15 protein-coding genes are annotated in these 17,272 nt (G+C 50.1%); 8 read left to right on the forward strand and 7 right to left on the reverse strand.

The genetic code is table 11. The annotated features are described in order from the left end of the window. Window positions 1–42 precede the first annotated feature (42 nt). The 4 genes from KNV97_RS08720 (at window position 43) to msrQ (ending at window position 5,309) form a co-directional block, all read left to right on the forward strand. Window positions 43–1,695, forward strand: a complete 1,653-nt coding sequence (locus KNV97_RS08720) for a ShlB/FhaC/HecB family hemolysin secretion/activation protein (RefSeq protein WP_168796931.1) — start codon at window positions 43–45, stop codon at window positions 1,693–1,695. Window positions 1,696–1,948: 253 nt separating this feature from the next. Next, complete coding sequence (locus KNV97_RS22130) at window positions 1,949–3,241, forward strand: methyl-accepting chemotaxis protein (protein WP_168796932.1); 1,293 nt, start codon at window positions 1,949–1,951, stop codon at window positions 3,239–3,241. A gap of 446 nt (window positions 3,242–3,687) precedes the next feature. Next, window positions 3,688–4,692, forward strand: a complete 1,005-nt coding sequence (msrP, locus tag KNV97_RS08730) for a protein-methionine-sulfoxide reductase catalytic subunit MsrP (RefSeq protein ID WP_136482979.1) — start codon at window positions 3,688–3,690, stop codon at window positions 4,690–4,692. Further along, complete coding sequence (gene msrQ / locus KNV97_RS08735; protein ID WP_407701898.1) at window positions 4,689–5,309, forward strand: protein-methionine-sulfoxide reductase heme-binding subunit MsrQ; 621 nt, start codon at window positions 4,689–4,691, stop codon at window positions 5,307–5,309. The genes msrP and msrQ overlap by 4 nt, the downstream gene beginning before the upstream one ends. Before the next feature lie 70 nt (window positions 5,310–5,379). Here msrQ and KNV97_RS08740 read toward each other — a convergent pair whose 3' ends face one another. Further along, entirely contained in the window at window positions 5,380–5,862 is a 483-nt protein-coding gene (locus KNV97_RS08740; RefSeq protein WP_136482983.1) for an Lrp/AsnC family transcriptional regulator, read from the reverse strand. A 222-nt stretch (window positions 5,863–6,084) separates the two neighbouring features. Here KNV97_RS08740 and KNV97_RS08745 point away from each other — a divergent pair, with 222 nt between their 5' ends. Both KNV97_RS08745 and KNV97_RS08750 read left to right on the forward strand, forming a co-directional pair. Next, window positions 6,085–6,339 (forward strand): hypothetical protein, encoded by a 255-nt coding sequence (locus tag KNV97_RS08745; protein ID WP_218562902.1) that lies wholly within the window; start codon window positions 6,085–6,087, stop codon window positions 6,337–6,339. After that, on the forward strand, window positions 6,288–7,748 hold the full coding sequence (locus tag KNV97_RS08750; protein WP_256612700.1) for a 2-isopropylmalate synthase: 1,461 nt from the start codon (window positions 6,288–6,290) through the stop codon (window positions 7,746–7,748). The genes KNV97_RS08745 and KNV97_RS08750 overlap by 52 nt, the downstream gene beginning before the upstream one ends. A gap of 235 nt (window positions 7,749–7,983) precedes the next feature. Here the strand turns inward: KNV97_RS08750 and KNV97_RS08755 are convergent, their stop codons facing one another. The 4 genes from KNV97_RS08755 to mtgA all read right to left on the reverse strand — a co-directional run bounded on the left by KNV97_RS08755 (window position 7,984) and on the right by mtgA (window position 12,582). Next, window positions 7,984–8,412, reverse strand: coding sequence for a hypothetical protein (locus KNV97_RS08755; protein ID WP_136482987.1), 429 nt, complete (start codon window positions 8,410–8,412; stop codon window positions 7,984–7,986). A 23-nt stretch (window positions 8,413–8,435) separates the two neighbouring features. Further along, window positions 8,436–9,362: a zinc dependent phospholipase C family protein gene (locus tag KNV97_RS08760; protein WP_136482989.1), complete on the reverse strand. Its 927-nt coding sequence runs from the start codon at window positions 9,360–9,362 to the stop codon at window positions 8,436–8,438. A 289-nt stretch (window positions 9,363–9,651) separates the two neighbouring features. Next, window positions 9,652–11,685 (reverse strand): PhoX family protein, encoded by a 2,034-nt coding sequence (locus KNV97_RS08765; protein WP_136482991.1) that lies wholly within the window; start codon window positions 11,683–11,685, stop codon window positions 9,652–9,654. Between the two features lie 219 nt (window positions 11,686–11,904). Further along, window positions 11,905–12,582 (reverse strand): monofunctional biosynthetic peptidoglycan transglycosylase, encoded by a 678-nt coding sequence (gene mtgA, locus KNV97_RS08770; protein WP_218563405.1) that lies wholly within the window; start codon window positions 12,580–12,582, stop codon window positions 11,905–11,907. 523 nt (window positions 12,583–13,105) lie between these two features. Between mtgA and KNV97_RS08775 the strand changes: the two genes are divergently transcribed. Further along, the gene (locus KNV97_RS08775; protein ID WP_136482993.1) at window positions 13,106–13,393 is read left to right on the forward strand and encodes a hypothetical protein; all 288 of its coding nucleotides are present in this window, start codon (window positions 13,106–13,108) and stop codon (window positions 13,391–13,393) included. A 151-nt stretch (window positions 13,394–13,544) separates the two neighbouring features. On the opposite strand, the gene KNV97_RS08780 is transcribed toward KNV97_RS08775, so the two are convergent. After that, window positions 13,545–14,210, reverse strand: coding sequence for a pyridoxamine 5'-phosphate oxidase family protein (locus KNV97_RS08780; RefSeq protein ID WP_136482995.1), 666 nt, complete (start codon window positions 14,208–14,210; stop codon window positions 13,545–13,547). Window positions 14,211–14,344: 134 nt separating this feature from the next. Between KNV97_RS08780 and pdxR the strand changes: the two genes are divergently transcribed. Further along, window positions 14,345–15,766, forward strand: a complete 1,422-nt coding sequence (pdxR, locus tag KNV97_RS08785) for a MocR-like pyridoxine biosynthesis transcription factor PdxR (protein ID WP_256612704.1) — start codon at window positions 14,345–14,347, stop codon at window positions 15,764–15,766. Window positions 15,767–15,831: 65 nt separating this feature from the next. Here pdxR and KNV97_RS08790 read toward each other — a convergent pair whose 3' ends face one another. Beyond that, window positions 15,832–17,004, reverse strand: a complete 1,173-nt coding sequence (locus KNV97_RS08790; RefSeq protein ID WP_218562903.1) for an MFS transporter — start codon at window positions 17,002–17,004, stop codon at window positions 15,832–15,834. Window positions 17,005–17,272: the final 268 nt, after the last annotated feature.

Genomic DNA, 17,272 nt, shown 5'->3' on the forward strand with positions numbered 1-17,272 from the left:
AAGAGCCAGCAAATGTTGGCTCTTTATTTGATAAGGAAATCTATGTTGAGCAAAAAAAAGTCCTTTGTTGTTATTGCAGGCTTGTTTGTTACCAGCCGCTGTTTGGCCGTGGAACCGCCGTTATTAGTCCAACCTGAACCGATGAGCAGAATGCAAGCCGAGTCTTCTCCAAACGTGAACCTGGATGAGATGCAGGGTGAAGTGGAGGTACAAAGCTCAGATATTATTCAGTCGATCCATTTTGCAGGTGGTACATCGGTGCAGCTTGAGTTACTGGCGCTGGATGTGCAAGCTTTGCTAAATCAGCCCTACTCGGCGGATTTCGTCGGACGGGCGCTTGAAAAACTCACCGCGCGTTTCCATACCGCCGGTTATCCCTTGGCATTTGCAACCGTTAAACAAGACGGTTTTCGTGATGGTCGTTTAACCATCACAATTGTAGAAGGCTATGTGGTGCGAAGTGAACTAGACATAGCCGATGATGCCGTGAAGCAGGAAGTGCGTGCGATATTGCAACCTGTGATGAATGAGAATCCAGCGACCCAGGCATCATTAGAGCGTGCGATTCTGCTGATTAACAGAATCCCGGGCTACCAATTTGATATCGCGCTGCCGAGACCCAAGACTATCTCCGGCGCTACGTCTATCCGTGTTATTGCCCGCGATAATTCCGTATTCGAGCCCTTCGTCGGTTATGCAATGCAGCAGGACTCCGATCGGAACTTTTCTCTAGGAGCCAGGATTAATGTGAATCGGATGTCAATCAATCGTGTGACTTTCATCGGATTAATTCCACGTGATAACAACAGTGATGAACAATATTATTCAGTGCGACTGGAGCACGATATTGGCAATAATGGAATGATCGGGCAACTGAGCGCCAGCTACTATACCGATAGTGAAGAGACGGCGATTGATGTCGAAGACGTAGAAGTTGGGGTTGAAAACAAACTCAAGCGGCGCAGCGTAGATTACTCTGTCTCTTACCCGATAATCTTAAGTCGGGCGACAGACTTGAGCTTGTCGTTGGGGGTGACTTATGAGAGTGAGGAACGCAATTATGATCTCTCCTTCAACGGTATCGCTTTGGGGGAGTTAAACGATAAGCTCGATTATGTCCTGAGCCGACTTTCGATTGATATGATTAAGCGTCTTGATAAGCTTAATTTCTCGCTGGGTTTGGGTATCAATCAAAGTATTGGCAGCGCATTTAAGTATCGGAGTGACTTAGAGTCGGAAGACATCTACAACGACGATTTTACTTTTTACGACCTCCAGTTTTCCTCCTCTTATGAATTTATTGAGGATTACGTGTTGTCGCTCAGAGCTACCGGAATGTATGCAGACCAACGCATCGTCCCGTCACAACGTGTGAATTTCGGTGGGCTCAATTATGGTCGAGGTTATCCGGAAAGCACATTAGAGGGCGACAAAGGTTATGGCACAGAAGTGAAGTTGTTGCAACGCAACCAGCATGGTCAGTACTTTTTCAATCCATACATCACCTATGATCACGCGTACGCTGAGCAAGAAAATGCGGCTATGAGGTCAGATCGAATTTCGTCGGCAGCCGTTGGTGTCGAAGTTGGCTACGGAGCGAATTTGTATGTAGCGGTTGATTACGCCAAGCCATTAAAAGAGAGAGAAAACAGTAACGATTACGTTTACAACCTAAGCGTGAGTTGGCGACTCTAGTGGAATATCGCTCCGGTAAGCCAACAGGCTTGATATAGGCGTTGTCTGAATGGTTTTCACTGCTGTTATGCAATAGGCACTGATGCCAAGCTAAAGCATTCATTATCAAAATCATTCCCGGCTTAAGGTTTCTTTTATATGAATCAGCACCGGTTATATTTGTTGCCTATAGTTAGTAAGAGGTTGTACCTGAATGGAATCAGGGCAACGACAAACATCTCTGAACAGATACAGTGCGAATAGGGATCATGCTATGTGGTTAGGTCATAAACGAGCAGAAAAAAATACGACGTCTGATGTTGATACTAAGGCCCACCTTTTTGATGATATGAGTGCTATCAGTCAGCATTTAGCCATTGTTAACTACGATGCAGAGGGAAACATCATCGAGGCAAACCGACGGTTCTTAGATATGGTCGGGTTAGAGCTGTCTGACATCATGGGGAAAAATCAGCGTCAGTTTTGTGATGATTCTCCGCAAGCTTTGTCCGAGAATCAAGAATTGTGGCAACAGCTGGCGAATGGGAAAAGCCACAGCGGCACTTACAAGCGGAAAATTAAGCAAGATGTGGTATACCTCGACTGTACCTATGTTCCCGTTTTAGATGATTCAAAACAATTAGTGAAAGTCATCAACGTCTGCAAGAACATTACCCATTCACAAGAGGAATTTATTCATTTAAACGCCATTCTACAAGCGCTCAATGTGTCGTTGGCCGTGATTGAGTTTTCACCAGACGGAACGGTTCAGCATGCCAATGAAAACTTTTTGCGCGGTATGGGGTATTCATTAAATGAAGTGGTCGGCAAACATCACAAGATGTTTTGTTTTCCTGAGTTTTACCGTGATAACGCGGACTTTTGGCAACGTTTAGAAAGAGGTCAGCCTTTTAGCGGTAAGTTTCAACGTAAGGACAAGCAGGGCAATAGTCTTTGGCTGGAAGCGACCTATAACCCAATTGTAAATGAGAAAGGAAAAGTCTATCGGGTTATAAAATTCGCCTCGAATATTACCGACCGGGTGAATTTAGCCATGCAGGCGGTCGAGATGGCGGCATCAATTTCTGAGCAAACATCTCATATTACAGATTCAGCGGTTCAGGTCCTCAATGGTGCGGTTGAAACGGCTCATAATGTCGCTAACCGAGTTAAGGGTGCGAGTGCGCTGAGTCAGCAATTGCTGGAACAATCCAAAACCATTAACGGAATGGTGAACACGATTAACGGTATTGCCAGTCAAACCAACTTATTGGCATTAAATGCCGCGATAGAAGCTGCCCGCGCGGGTGACACTGGCAGAGGTTTTGCGGTTGTGGCGGATGAAGTACGTCAATTAGCTTCCCGCACATCTGCTGCAACCGAGGAAATTACGGATGTGGTCGGTGAGAATGCCCGTCTTATTGCTGAAATGGAACATCACCTGATCTCGGTAAACCAAGTGGCATTAGAGGGGGAAGACAGCATGCACTCCGTATCTCATGGCTTGGAGGATGTCAGAGTCGGGGTCAGTCGCTTTGTTGGCATCGTAGAACAGTTGCGCGCTTAGTCACTCCGTCATAATTTTAGTTGACCACTACAATTTAGTTGACCACTACAAATAGACTAGCCAAACCAAACTCCATACGAGTTATCATCCATCATGTGTTCTAACCAAGAGCTGGCTGTTTTGGCTGGCTCTTTTTGTTTGCTAAAACGCGTATCGATTACGTATTCCATCATCACTATCCCTTTTAAACGGCCTTTGATAACAACTGATGAGAGCGGTTGTTTATCTCATTCCTGCGCGTTGCTGTGATCCGGAGTGAATCATTCCATTTAAATCAAAGTATAAATAGGAACTAATCATTTATTTATTATTCACTTAGAGTAACAGTTGTAAACGATTGAAGATTTTCATGTTGTCCTGTGAAAGAAAATCGTTATACCAGCGGTCTGGTTCACAATGCGTGTTTCCATTTTTACAGCAGTGTGCATGACATTCGGAGGAAGATTATGTGGATAAAAAAGAATCATAGCTGGAACTTGCCTGAAAGCGAAGCAACGCCAGAATCGGTGTATAAGGAACGTCGCGATGTATTGAAAAAGCTTGGCATTGCTGTGGCCAGTATGCCTGTCGCAATGAATGCCCAAGCAGGCATTTTTGATCTCTTTTCGGCAACAGAAAAATCAGTGCCTGACCGTCGCATCGCTCTCTCGCCAACCAAACCGCAGCAGTATCAGGCAGATTTGTCGCTCACGCCAGAGAGCAAAGTGTTGTCGTACAATAACTTTTATGAATTTGGTACCAACAAATCCGATCCGGTCAATAACTCATCAGGGTTTGTCACTGACCCATGGACCGTTGAGATCGATGGCTTAGTCAATAACCCGGTAAAACTCGATTACGACGATATCTTGCGTAAATTTACCTTAGAAGAACGCATTTATCGATTACGCTGCGTTGAAGCCTGGTCGATGAACATTCCTTGGATAGGTTTTCCGTTAGCGGACATCATTAAGCTTGCTGACCCCAAAAGCAGCGCCAAGTACGTCGCTTTTGAAACCCTCTATGATCCTAAACAATTTCCGGCTCAGAACTCTTTTAGCAGTATCGATTACCCGTATGTTGAGGGGCTCCGTCTCGATGAAGCGATGAACCCGCTCACACTGATTTCGGTTGGCTTATACGGCAAGACACTTGCTCCACAAAATGGCGCGCCACTACGGCTTGTGGTGCCGTGGAAATACGGTTTCAAAAGCATCAAGTCGATTGTACGCATTCGCCTGACCGCTCAAGAGCCGCCCACAACTTGGAATCGCTTAGCACCCGATGAATATGGCTTTTATGCCAATGTGAATCCGCAAGTCGACCACCCGCGCTGGAGCCAGGCAAGCGAGCGCTTTATCGGTGAAGGCAGTGTATTTAACTCCAGGAGACAGCCAACATTAATGTTCAATGGGTATGAAGAACAAGTCGCGTATCTGTACAAAAATATGGATTTGAGGAAATTCTATTGAGCAAGAGAAGACCGACAGCGATCATTGCCCTGAAAACCCTAATTCATATCGTTTCTTTGGGGTTCTTCGCGTTGCTCGTGATCGCTGTGAATAACAATACATTAGGTGGGGACCCTGTACAGAGTGTCATTCACTTCACGGGCATCAGTTCGCTGAATACCTTGCTTGTCACTCTGCTGGTGTCACCGATTGCGCGCTGGACAAAACAGGGCCAGCTGATGCGTGTCCGGCGTCTGTTGGGGCTGTACAGCTTTTTCTGGGCATTGCTCCACCTCATCGCATTCGCGACGCTCGACTTAGGGCTGGATGTGAGTTTACTGGCCTCTGAAATCGTTAAACGTCCTTACTTAACGGTAGGTGCGGCCGTATGGATTATTCTGTTCCTTCTCGCCGTCACTTCAACGCATTCGATGCAACGTAAAATGGGCGCAAAATGGCAAAAGCTGCATAATTGGGTCTACCTCGCGACAATACTGGCAGTGGTACATTTTTATTGGTCGGTCAAATCAGAAGTGGCTGAGCCGATTATCTATATTGTCATTGCAGGCGGCATACTGTTAACGCGCTGGAAGGGCGTTAAGAAAACAGCGTTCAGGTTTTACAGTAAACGCTTCTAAGCTTGTGCCATGACTACATTTTCCAGCTAGATTTTCTGCTTAGTCGTGGCATCACCGCAGCGACGTGACATCAAATGTCTCGCTGCGCGTAGTGTAACGGTAAGGGGGCAGATTCGACGACTTTACGCATAATAAATGACGAGTTGACGCCGGAGACGCCCTGAATACGGGTGATTTTGCCGAGCAGAATATCGTGGTAGCTGTCCATGTCTGACACGGCAACTTTGAGCTGGTAATCGGCATCGTGACCGGTGATCAGATAGCATTCGATCACTTCAGGGATCTCTGCAATCGCTTGTTCAAACGCGGCGAAACGCTCCGGAATGTGCTTATCCATGCTGATATAGAGCAGCGCCACCAAATTCAATCCGACCTGTCTTTCATTAACACGCGCGACGTAGCGCTCAATCACTCCGTTATCCTGCAACTGGTGTACCCGACGCGAGCAGGGGGCGGGCGTCAGCCCGATGCGGTCGGCCAGCTCCTGGTTCGACAGAGAACCGTCCTTTTGTAACTCGGTCAAAATCTTGATGTCGTAGCGGTCAAGCTTCATTACATTTCTCGTATTCGATGTTGAAAGCAATAAAAATAAAGTTGTATGTATTTTTGCTTTGTGAATATTGCTCATTATTTTGGTTTATCGCTAATTACGCAACCTTATTGTGCTCTGTCTTGAGTAAACTATGCCCTATAACAACACAACATCTCTCCACGCTGTCGTGAGGCGGTCCGTTCACCGCCCGGCAGCAACCCAACTCAAATTAGGATTATGGCTATGTTTAACCATCGCAAGTACAGCCCTTTTACACCGGTTCGTTTAACAGACCGCACCTGGCCTGATCAGGTGATTACTCAGGCGCCGAACTGGTGCAGTGTGGATCTGCGCGACGGTAACCAGGCACTGATCAATCCAATGGGAGTGGAGAAAAAACACGTTTATTTAAGCTGCTGGTTAAGCTGGGCTTTAAAGAGATCGAAGTGGGCTTTCCATCGGCGTCGCAGCCGGATTTCGACTTTGTCCGTTCATTGATCGAAGAGGATTTGATTCCGGATGACGTGACGATTCAGGTGCTGACCCAGGCGCGTGAAGAGCTGATTGCCCGCACGTATCAAGCACTTGCTGGCGCGAAAAAGGCGATTGTGCATGTTTACAATTCAACCTCGACTGTGCAGCGTGAGCAGGTATTTGGCAAAGATAAAGACGGCATTAAACAGATTGCGATGCAGGGCGCACGTTGGGTGCGTGACTACGCTGAGCAGTATCCGCAAACCGACTGGGCGTTCCAGTACTCCCCGGAAAGCTTTACCGGCACGGAGCTGGATTACGCGCTGGACGTCTGCAATGCGGTGATTGAGGAATGGCAGCCGCAAACCGGACGCCGGGTGATCATTAATTTGCCGGCGACCGTCGAGATGTCGACCCCGAATATTTTTGCCGACCAGATTGAGTACTTTTGTCGCAACATTCACCAGCGTGACCAGATTGAGATCAGCCTGCATACCCATAATGACCGAGGTTGTGGCGTTGCGGCCGCTGAACTGGGTGTAATGGCGGGCGCCGATCGCATCGAAGGCACCTTGCTGGGTAACGGAGAGCGCACCGGCAATATGGATCTGGTGACGATGGGCATGAATCTGTACTCGCAGGGTGTTGATCCGCAGCTCGATTTCTCAAATGTACAAGAGATTATTGAAACCGTTGAATACTGCACTGAACTACCGGTCTCACCACGTCACCCTTGGGTCGGTGAACTGGTTTACACAGCCTTTTCCGGCAGTCACCAGGACGCGATTCGTAAGTCGATGCTATATCATGACCAGCATCAGTTACCGCACTGGCAGGTCGCTTATCTGCCAATTGACCCATGTGATATCGGCAGAGATTATGAGGCGGTAGTGCGCATCAACAGCCAAAGCGGCAAGGGCGGTATTGCTCTGATCCTGGAGCGGGATTTCAACATCAGTTTACCGAAATGGATGCACGCAGAAGTCAGCAAACTGGTACAAAAAGAGTCCGAAACCAGCGGGGCGGAAATGACCTCATTCGCGATTAAGTCTATCTTTGATCACTATTTCTCTAATCAGGATCCGCAATGGCTGATTGAAGGCTACGATGTGCATACGCAAAACGGCAAGGTGTCCGGCGAGTTTCGTATTCCGGCCATGCATACCACACTGTTCGGCGAAGGTAACGGTATTGTTGAAGCCTTGGTTAATGGTTTAGAAAAACGCTTTGGTATTCGGATTGAGGTCACCCATCTGGATGAGAGTGCGCTATCAGAAGGCACGAATGCCCAAGCGCAGGCGTGTATCGCCTTGGTTATCGATGGCCAGAAATATTGCAGCGTGACCACAGGCGAGGATACCTCTTCCGCGGTTCTGCAGGGTGTCCTGAATGCATTTTCTCGCAGCGATTTGCCTCAGGCCCTGGTTGCCTGAGCCAATGGTTGCCTGAGCCAGTGGTAACATCAGTGAGTGCAGGCTGGTGTCGCTCAGTGCAAGCAGGTTAACGCGTTGCTCAGTTTTTCAATGTGCGATTGGTATTCAGACATATCATCCAGCGCAAAGCTGTCTTTGGTGACGGGGTAATGGTCCGGGTAATATTCTGAGAGCAAGGTACTGACGATAGAGGTAGTGGTGATGTCCGGATGACGTATCGGACATCACACGCTCATCACTGCGCGCACAGCTGGGTTGCATCGAGGTGAAATTCACAACTGTTGCGCTGTGGCTGATGCCAGTAGACTTTATCAAACGAGGCGTTACAGCCGGCGTCTTCCATCAGGGCGATATCGCCATCACACACCAGAACCACCGCATGGTTTTGCTGGAAATCATATAAAATACGGTAATCTTCCACCTTGGCTTTACCAGCCAGCTGTTGCAGCTGGCTAAATTTGCCGCCGTTATCTGTCATGGCATTCTGCACGATCTGCGCTTGTGATAAACCTTGCGTATCACCGAACTTGAGTTCGCCGTCTACTGACTGAGCGATATCTTTGACGACGGAGGCCATGTCATACATCGCCTCGCCCTGATACTGAGGCGAAGAAGCACAGGCCGTCAGGGCCACGCAAGAGATGAGTAACATGAGTCGTTTCATCGTTGCTCCAAGTTCTTTTTGGATCATAGCTCCTCCCAGGCGGTCAGGCGATTGTTCTCGCACAAGCCGGTATCAAGATTCCAGTTTTTAAAGAAGTCAGTTGGTTGATTGTCAAACACGGCCAGGCACAACTGTTGCCAAAAGCAGTGAATCGTGTGAATTGCCTTATCAAAGATTGCGTCGTAATGCATCTCACCATCTGGTGTAGCGAGGTTTTCGATAAATTCACTACCGACTTCCTGTTGTAACGGATAGGTGATGCCATGTTTGGCGGCCACGTGCCGGGCCCAGGCAAACAGGTGATGCCCTTCTTCAACGTTATCGACCACGGTCTGAAAACCGTGGTGCCAGGCATTAATATCCGGTTGGCACTGCTGGGCATAGTCGGGATAGGCGTTAATCAGAGCTGTGCGCCACAGGGTAAGAATCGTCAGGTCGAGAGACTGTGGATTTTCGCTGTCGACACAACTGCCGAGGCTATCGCGTACGCGATCAGCATAGCCGACTTCACCTAAACCCATGCGTTTTGGCCAGATGTAAGCATCCTGGTTCATCTCGCAGATTCGGTGCTGCTTGGCATTTTCAGCGTAGGGCCCGACTTTGAGCTCAACCACAGGGTGAATCGTGATATCGGCTGCGACGTGTGCGACAAAGCCGCACAGCCAGGCAAAGGCTTTGTCCTGCTCGCGCCCTTCCATGACTTTAATCAGCGCAATCAATTCGGTAATGAGCCCGCCGATGTTGGTGTAGTGCATCTCGTCGGCCCATTTATTCTGCTCAGAATCAAGGATGGCCAGATACGGGTAATCCGGACTGACACAGCCCAGTTCGATAAAGCTTTTATTTTGTGATAATACCTTTTTAGCCCGCTTGGGAATGTTCAGTTTCATCAGACTGTTGTTCGCCGCTGCGACATGTATGCTGGTTATGTGGGCAAAGGCGCCGGGCATACTCACCTCCATTGATAAAATGTATGCAAGCCTACCATTAAACAGCAATGAGAAATGTGATGGGAAACCTTAAAGCCGCGCCATCTGCTTGGCAATCTGCATGATAAGACAAAGTCAGTACGTACATGGAAAGTGACAAGGCCTTGAACCGCAGAGGAAATTCATCAGGCGGGTGCATCAGGTGAAAAGGGTGCATCAGGAGAAGAGAATGCATCAGGTGCCAGATTTAGGCGCTGAGAAGAACGGGAAGCCGTGTGGCTTCCCGTGCAGTCAGGTTCGGTTTGACAACTTATACCCCGATTTCACCGCCATCTTCACGACGGATCACCACCGTTGCCGCCCGTGGTCGTACGGTCACGCCGTCTGGTGTCGCTTCAGCCGCATCCTCGCTGTAAGGCCAGTTGCCCGGATGCTGGATGTTAACAAACACCGACTTGTAATCCGGACTGATGGCAAAGCCGGTGACTTCACAGCCATTTGGCCCGACGAAGAAGCGTCGCAGATCTGCCTGGTTATCGGCGCTGATCGCGACCTGATCACCGTTTTCGTCAGTCAGTTTGGATGGGACTACACACAGCATCTGGTCATTGGTGTAAGATGTAACTTCGCTGGCGCCGTTATCGGTCTGAATCCACAAAATGCCGCGTCCGTCGAAGGATAAACCATCCGGGCTGGCGAACTGGTTGAGTTCAGTCAGGCTTGAACGGTTGGTGTCGGCATCTTCTCCGGCGGCTGAACCAAAGACGAAAATATCCCAACTGAACTCGCTAGAGCTGTCGCCTTCATCCCAGCGGATGACGTGACCGAACTTATTGTTAAGACGCGGGTTTGCCGGGTTAGTTTCGCTGGTACGCGACGTGTTGTTGGTCAGGGTCAGGTAGACCGAACCAGTGTAAGGGTCAACCGTACACCACTCAGGACGGTCCATTGGCGTTGCGCCGACTAAATCCGCGGCACCGGCTGTATTGATAATGATGTCTGCCAGTGTGTCGAAGTGATCCGCCAGAGTTCCGCTGTCTGTGGTGACGCTGTCCAGCGTTAATGGCAGCCAGGTACCCGTGCTGTCTTCATTGAAGCGCGCGACATACAGTGTGCCTTCATCCATGTATTTGTCACCGGTCACCAGGCGGTTGGCCGGATTGGCATCCGCCGGATCCCAGTTGGCTGCTGACTCAAACTTGTACAGATATTCAAAGCGCGAATCGTGGCCTGAATAGAACACCACAGGTTTACCTGCTTCAAGTTTGGCGAAAGTACAGCCCTCATGGCGAAAACGGCCCAGTGCAGTCCGTTTTTTCGCGCGAGAATTTGCGGTGTAAGGATCGATTTCAACGATGTAACCGTGGCCGTTCGCTTCGTTACGATAGTCATCGCTCGAGCTTGCCCCGGTTGGTGCCAGATTAAAACGGCTGAACTCGTCGAGACGTTCTTCCGCATTACCCGCAAGTGATTCCCACAGATAGCGAGTGCTGCTGTTCTCGATGCCGATACGATCCTGTTCTTCAGTTCGTGTACCCGCGTTTACAAAGTAGCCAGGCCAGTTTTCTTCACAGGTTAGGTAAGTGCCCCAAGGTGTGTAGCCGTTACCGCAGTTATTTAGTGTGCCGCGTGCCTGACTGCCGTCCGGCGAGAAACGCGTCACCACGCTCTCGGTATAAGCAACCGGACCAGACAGATCCATCACAGTTGCGCCGGTGTAACGGCGGTTGAGCGGATCGTCATCAACCAGTTGCCAGGTATTGTTTTGCAACTGGATACGAACCACAGACACGCCGTGCGCGTAGATCTCTTTACGCACTTCATCGACTATGGTACGTACGCCGCCTGAGACAGTCGGACCGCTTGGGTGCAGCGCCGCCTGATCGATGTATTCGTGGTTGATACACAGCAGGCCGTCGGTCGCACTGTCATTGATCGGAAAGAAATGCATGCCATCGTGATGCATGCCTAAGGCATTAAGCTGATCGGTACTGGTATTGCTGCCGTCACTCAACCAGGCACTGCCTTGTGCGTTAAGTGGTGTGCCCCAAGGTACCAGTACCTGAGCCACATAACCTGGTGGTACAGCAACCGCGTCGATTCGTGATCCGGCGATGGATTGGAAATTGAGTGTCGCCGAAGAGACGCGCGCACTGCTTGCGGCTGAGTCACTGCTGGATGAGTTACAACCCGTCAGACCAAAAGCGCCAAATGCGGTCATCGCACTGATGCCGAGGCCACCTTTGAGAATACTGCGGCGCGACAGGTTCGCTTCCAGTACTTCTTCAAAGGGTTTGTTGTCACTGTGGTTATAACGTGTTGGATTGAAGGTTTCCTTACTCATGGTGTGCTTTCCCGATAATTAATATTAACTTGATATTTATAAGTAATTGAGCGGGATGAAGTTTAGAGAGCCAACGTGACGGAATGAATAAAAATAGATGAAGGTTATGTTGCTTGGCATCAGATTGCCCCACAACGGTAACCTTGCGGGGGCAGATCAGAAGGCGCGCCTAGTCATGTGGTTGAGTGCTGACTGCCTGATCACAACCAGAGGACGGTATTATAAGGAGACACTACCGAGATTTCGCATTTGTCGCAGCACCCAGTTCACACGTTGCTGAACGTAACGGGTCATCGGCTGCGGGCGAATACGGTACGGATTGGGTAGAACCACTGCCAGTTGAGCGGCCTGGTAACGATTAATCTGGCTGGCAGAGACTCCGAAATAGTGCTGGCTGGCCGCCTGGACGCCATAAATACCGGGGCCAAATTCCACCACATTTAAGTACATTTCCATGATGCGTTCTTTACCCCAGATGAGTTCCAGCAAAACGGCTATGTAGAGTTCATACGCCTTACGCAGATAAGTGTGGCTCGGAAACAGAAACACATTTTTAGCGGTTTGCTGGGTAATGGTACTGGCGCCACGATCCGGGCCGTTGCTGCCGCTATTTTCCAGAACTGACAGTAAGGCGTGCATATCGACGCCCCAGTGTTCGGGGAAACGCTGATCTTCGGACGCAATCACAGCCGCAGGCATGGCGGGTGAGATTGAGGTTAACGCTACCCACTGATGCTGAGTTTGGGCAGGGTAGTTCTGCGGTGGAAACAGGGTGCGTGCGATTTCCCAGCCCCAGAAAGGCGGGTTGGCAAACTTAAGCAGCAGGACAAGCAGCAGCGGCAAGCCGAGCGCCAGACCAATTAAGGTCAGCAGCACTCGTTTAATCTTGCGTTTGATTGTCCGGATATAAGTTTTCACACCTGCATCTCTGTGTCATGGTCAGATAAACTGTGAAGTTAACCCCATTCTCGCCATGGGGTTGTCCGCGAAGTGTCAGATTGTTGCCGGAGTTTTGTACAAATCTTAACTGACCTCATTTTAATTTATTGAGTTTGTTCACTCAGGCTAATTGACGCAGTGCGCCCGGCAATAATATATAGAGGGCTGTTATGGTTGGTGTTAATGTTATCAAGAGAGGGGATAACATAACCTAGGGGCATTCATTGAGGTCCTTACAACCAGAAATACTGCGACATTAAGCCAATACCGGGAAAGTTCGCTCATTGTTTGAACGTCTACAGTGGCTAAGTTATCCGGAAGCTTTTATTAACAATGCCCCTAACCGTGTCAGAGTGAAAATAGGTTGATTTCGAACAATGTATGACATATATGTTACACTACGAATAGTAATCGGTTACATATCAAGTAAAGCCGTGGTATTGGTATAGGTTAATAAGCCTTTGGCATAGGTTGTAAAGTTGTGATGAAACGTTTTCAGTTGGGCCGGGCCACCATCCTCGATGGTGAGGCGCCGGAGTATATGTGGCTTAAAAAGATGCTTACCGATCGAGTGCCCAGAACGGACATTCTCCGTTCAGTCATGCGCTGTTTAGGCGGGAATGAACTGCTGGCCGATGCCATGGTGAAAGTGGCGGAAGGCGGCATGAGCCGCGGAGAATTTGCGGCTCTGGTGGAGCAGTATCAGGCGGGCATCACCGCTCAGCCTCAGGTATTTCCCAAACGTGGCGCAGAGTTGTCTTGTTTCTGAGAGGCTCTGTGATTACAGCGTAGAGCCCGGCATTGTCTTTGGTCAGCAGTAATACCAACGCCGTTTGGGTGACGCTCCTGAATCTCTTTCAGACCCTGAACGGCCTGGCGATATGACTCTTTTGGGCTACGGGCATTTTAGTAGCGCTTCTCTATGGTCTTTGATGCCAGCGTTCACCATAAGCACTGCGGTAGTCCGGCGTTTCTATTGTCTCCCCCTCCAGTTCTTTTACTGGCACCAATGGTCCGACTTGGGTACGGTAAGGCAGATATCCGGCCCAAACTGGTAAGTCGAGATCGGCTTTATCATCACTCACTTCTCCCGCGCTGATTTTGACTGACGCTTCATCTAACCCGATTTTCAGCAGCTTCGTTGCGGCTAATTCCTGTTTGCTGCTTAAGCGGATATGTTGTGTGCGTCCCGGTGCGATTTGTTCGACAAAGTGATTCAATAAGCGGTCTTTTTCCTGCGCGTCCTCCACGCTGACAAACTGACCAAACACCACGGCCGAACGATAATGGGCACTGTGGTGAAAGGCGGAACGGGCCAGTACCCAGCCATCAAACAGGGTAAACGTCAGGCAGGTTGCGCCGCCTTGTTGCAGCGTTTTGAGCAAACGGCTGTTGTTAGCGCCATGAATATAGACCGCATCATCGACTCGCCACGCCAGCATCGGGATCACCACCGGGCCGGACTCTTCAGCAATCGCGATATGGGCGATCAGACTTTCATCAATGATTTGATACAGTTTATCTACATCGAAAACGGCTTTATGGGCGCCTTTTTTGATTTGCGTTCTTGAACTTTGTGACAGCATAACGATCCCTGTAATTGAATGTGTTTGAGTGCGCGGCAATGCGTTGTAATGACGCGATAGCGCGCTTTGATTGCAATATAATGGCTAGCTGGTATGTTTTTTAGAGCCAGTTTTTGAAAAAGGATGGATCCGGTTTGGCCCTGATAGATAGTGGTGATTTGGCATTCGATACCCGGCATGGCTCAATGCAAGCGCAGTTGTTTCATGCCATTCGTGACAAAGTGGTGCACAATTTGTGGCCAACAGGCGGTAAATTGCCATCAACCCGCCAGTTGGCGCAGGAACTGAGAGTAAGCCGAAACACTGTCATTGCCGCGTATGAACAGTTGGTGGCGGAAGGGTATATTGAAAGCCGGCCCGGCGCCGGATTTTACGTCGCGGTCGAACTGCCGGAATTCTTCCTGCCAGCTCAAAGGGCGCCTGAGTCGGTTACTCCAATTGATCCGGCGTTGGGAGTGAATCGTCCCTTTGCACCTGGTGTGCCGGATCTGGCACAGTTTCCGCTCGCCAAATGGCAACGCTTGCTGCAGCGCCATGCTTCCCGCACGACGATATTGGGTAACCATATAATTCAGGGCCGGCTGGAGTTACGCACCGCTTTGGCTGATTATCTTGCCTCCAGCCGCTCGGTACATTGTGATGCCGGCCGAATCATTATTACTTCCGGTGCGCAGCAAGCGTTATCGATTGCCATTATGGCGACGCTGGGCGCAGCGGATACCTTGCTGATGGAGCAGCCTGGTTATAGCCAGATGCGTAAAATCAATACGTTGCTGGGTATTCATCAGCAGCCCGTCGCTGTGGTCGAGAAAACCGGGCTGGACGTGTCTGCCGTACTGAAAAGTGACGCGCGGGCACTGTACATCACGCCCAGCAATCAATATCCGATGGGTACAACACTCAATACCGCGCAGCGCCTCAGCCTGATTGAATGGGCAGCAAGCCGGCAAAGCTGGATCATTGAAGATGATTATGACAGTGAATTTCAGTTTGCCCACCGGCCATTTACCAGTTTACAAGGTCTGGCCGGACAGATGGGGATGGATGAGCGGGTGTTGTATGTCGGCTCGTTCAGTAAGGTGATGTTTAACGGGCTGCGGCTGGGCTACCTCGTGGTGCCGGACTGCCTGGTTGAGCGGTGTTTGATGATTAAAGATGCGTTGAGCGGCGATTCGCCGGCCCACACTCAGGCAGCACTGGCAGACTTCATTGTCGAGGGCGACCTGCTGCGCCATATTCGCAAAATGCGCCGCCTGTATAAGAGTAAACATGCGGCGATGTGTGAGGCGATTGCGTGTTACTTCGCCGATAAGGTGGAGATCATCAGTCAAGCGGCTGGGCTGCATATTACCCTCAAGTGGCAGCAGGGGATTGATGAAGTGAGCTGGGCGCAACGTGCTGAACAGAAGGGGATTATTGTTCGTCCGCTAGCTTTTTATGAGCCGGCTACGGCACCATTTCGAGGATGGCATGGCGTTGTACTTGGTTTTGGCAATGTCGCGCTGGAAGATATCGCCCCTAAAATCCGGATATTGGCCGAACTGTTTCACGATTAACCGATCAATCACAGCATGTCAGAACAGGTAACGAAACCGGGTGTCCTGACATGCTGCCGAGCGCTTTAACTGGTGACGGGTTCGGCTTGTCCGGCCTTGTCCATTAAGCCCGATACCAGGGCCAGGATTAATGCTCCAAAGGATAGCAGTCCACCGGCCCAGTTAGGCGATTGCAAACCATAACCGGCGGCAATGACTACACCACCTAACCAGGCACCTAATGCGTTGCCGAGGTTAAACATACCAATATTGACCGTTGCGGCGAGAGTTGGCGCGCCAGCCGCTTTGGCTTTATCCATCACCAGTTTCTGGATCGGAGATACGGTGGCAAAGCCAAACGCCGCCATCAGAAAAATACACAGCGCGGTCATGAACTGGCTGTGAATGGTGAAGTTGAACACCAGCAGCACAGCGCCCTGGGCGAACAAGGTGGTATACAGCATCGGCATCAGTGCTTTGTCAGCATACTTGCCACCAAGCTGATTACCGACAAACAGGCCAAAGCCGAACAGCAGCATTAACCAGGTAATATGGGCGGGGCTGTAACCGGCGAGTTCAATCGCCATCGGCGCCATGTAGGTGATGGAGGTAAAGAAAGCGCCCGGACCCAGGACGGTGATCCCCATCGCGACCAGCACATTACGGCTGCGAAACGCATTGAACTCCTTAGAAAATTTATGCTCTTTGTCTTTTGGCTGATGAGGGATCAGACGCCAGATACCCAGAACGCCCACGACACCAATCAGCGAGATAACGGCAAAAGTAGCACGCCAGGAGACATGCTGGCCAAGCCAGGTCCCGGCCGGAACGCCCACCAGGTTGGCGACCGTCAAACCCATGAACATGAACGCGATGGCACGCACCCGTTTAGAGGGTTCAACCATCTCAGCCGCAATGATGGATCCGATACCGAAAAAGGCGCCGTGGGTCAGCGAGGTGACGATCCGGCCCAGAATCGCGATGCTCATATCCGGTGCCATCGCGGTAATCAGATTACCGGCAATAAACAGCAGCATCAGCACAACCAGCATGGCTTTTTTCGCAATTCTGGCCCCAAAGATAACCAGTGCCGGTGCGCCGACAAACACGCCCAGAGCATAAGCGGTGGCGAGGTATCCGGCGACCGGAACAGACACATCAAAGTCTGCAGCAATAACCGGCAGCAGGCCGGCGATGATAAATTCAGTCGTGCCGATCCCAAAGGCTCCGATTGCAAGAGCCCATAGTGCAATTGGCATAGTGTTGTCCTCAAAAATGGTTTGGTCTTTAAAGCTTGCCTTTAATGGCGGCGGTGAGCGCTTCGAAAGATGGTGCAACAGGCTGAGCTGTTGGTGGTTTATCTACTGACCACTATTGTATGGACTCGCAGCACAGACTTAAAGCTTAACTATGCACTAAATTTGATACCCTGGCGCGATTTGCGGCAATGATGAGCGCGATTTGGGTTTAAACCGGCATAGGCAATGAATTACACTGGGAGCAGATGAACCTTAAACCAACACAGAC

It is taken from the genome of Vibrio ostreae (assembly GCF_019226825.1).
GTDB classification, from domain to species: Bacteria; Pseudomonadota; Gammaproteobacteria; order Enterobacterales; family Vibrionaceae; genus Vibrio; species Vibrio ostreae.

Excerpts from the sequence above, each read along its gene's own strand:
- KNV97_RS08720 (WP_168796931.1), top strand. The coding sequence starts at position 43 with ATGTTGAGCAAAAAAAAGTCCTTTGTTGTTATTGCAGGCTTGTTTGTT.
- KNV97_RS22130 (WP_168796932.1), top strand. The coding sequence starts at position 1,949 with ATGTGGTTAGGTCATAAACGAGCAGAAAAAAATACGACGTCTGATGTT.
- msrP (WP_136482979.1), top strand. The coding sequence starts at position 3,688 with ATGTGGATAAAAAAGAATCATAGCTGGAACTTGCCTGAAAGCGAAGCA.
- KNV97_RS08740 (WP_136482983.1), bottom strand. The coding sequence starts at position 5,862 with ATGAAGCTTGACCGCTACGACATCAAGATTTTGACCGAGTTACAAAAG.
- KNV97_RS08745 (WP_218562902.1), top strand. The coding sequence starts at position 6,085 with ATGTTTAACCATCGCAAGTACAGCCCTTTTACACCGGTTCGTTTAACA.
- KNV97_RS08755 (WP_136482987.1), bottom strand. The coding sequence starts at position 8,412 with ATGAAACGACTCATGTTACTCATCTCTTGCGTGGCCCTGACGGCCTGT.
- KNV97_RS08760 (WP_136482989.1), bottom strand. The coding sequence starts at position 9,362 with ATGCCCGGCGCCTTTGCCCACATAACCAGCATACATGTCGCAGCGGCG.
- KNV97_RS08765 (WP_136482991.1), bottom strand. The coding sequence starts at position 11,685 with ATGAGTAAGGAAACCTTCAATCCAACACGTTATAACCACAGTGACAAC.
- KNV97_RS08780 (WP_136482995.1), bottom strand. The coding sequence starts at position 14,210 with ATGCTGTCACAAAGTTCAAGAACGCAAATCAAAAAAGGCGCCCATAAA.
- KNV97_RS08790 (WP_218562903.1), bottom strand. The coding sequence starts at position 17,004 with ATGCCAATTGCACTATGGGCTCTTGCAATCGGAGCCTTTGGGATCGGC.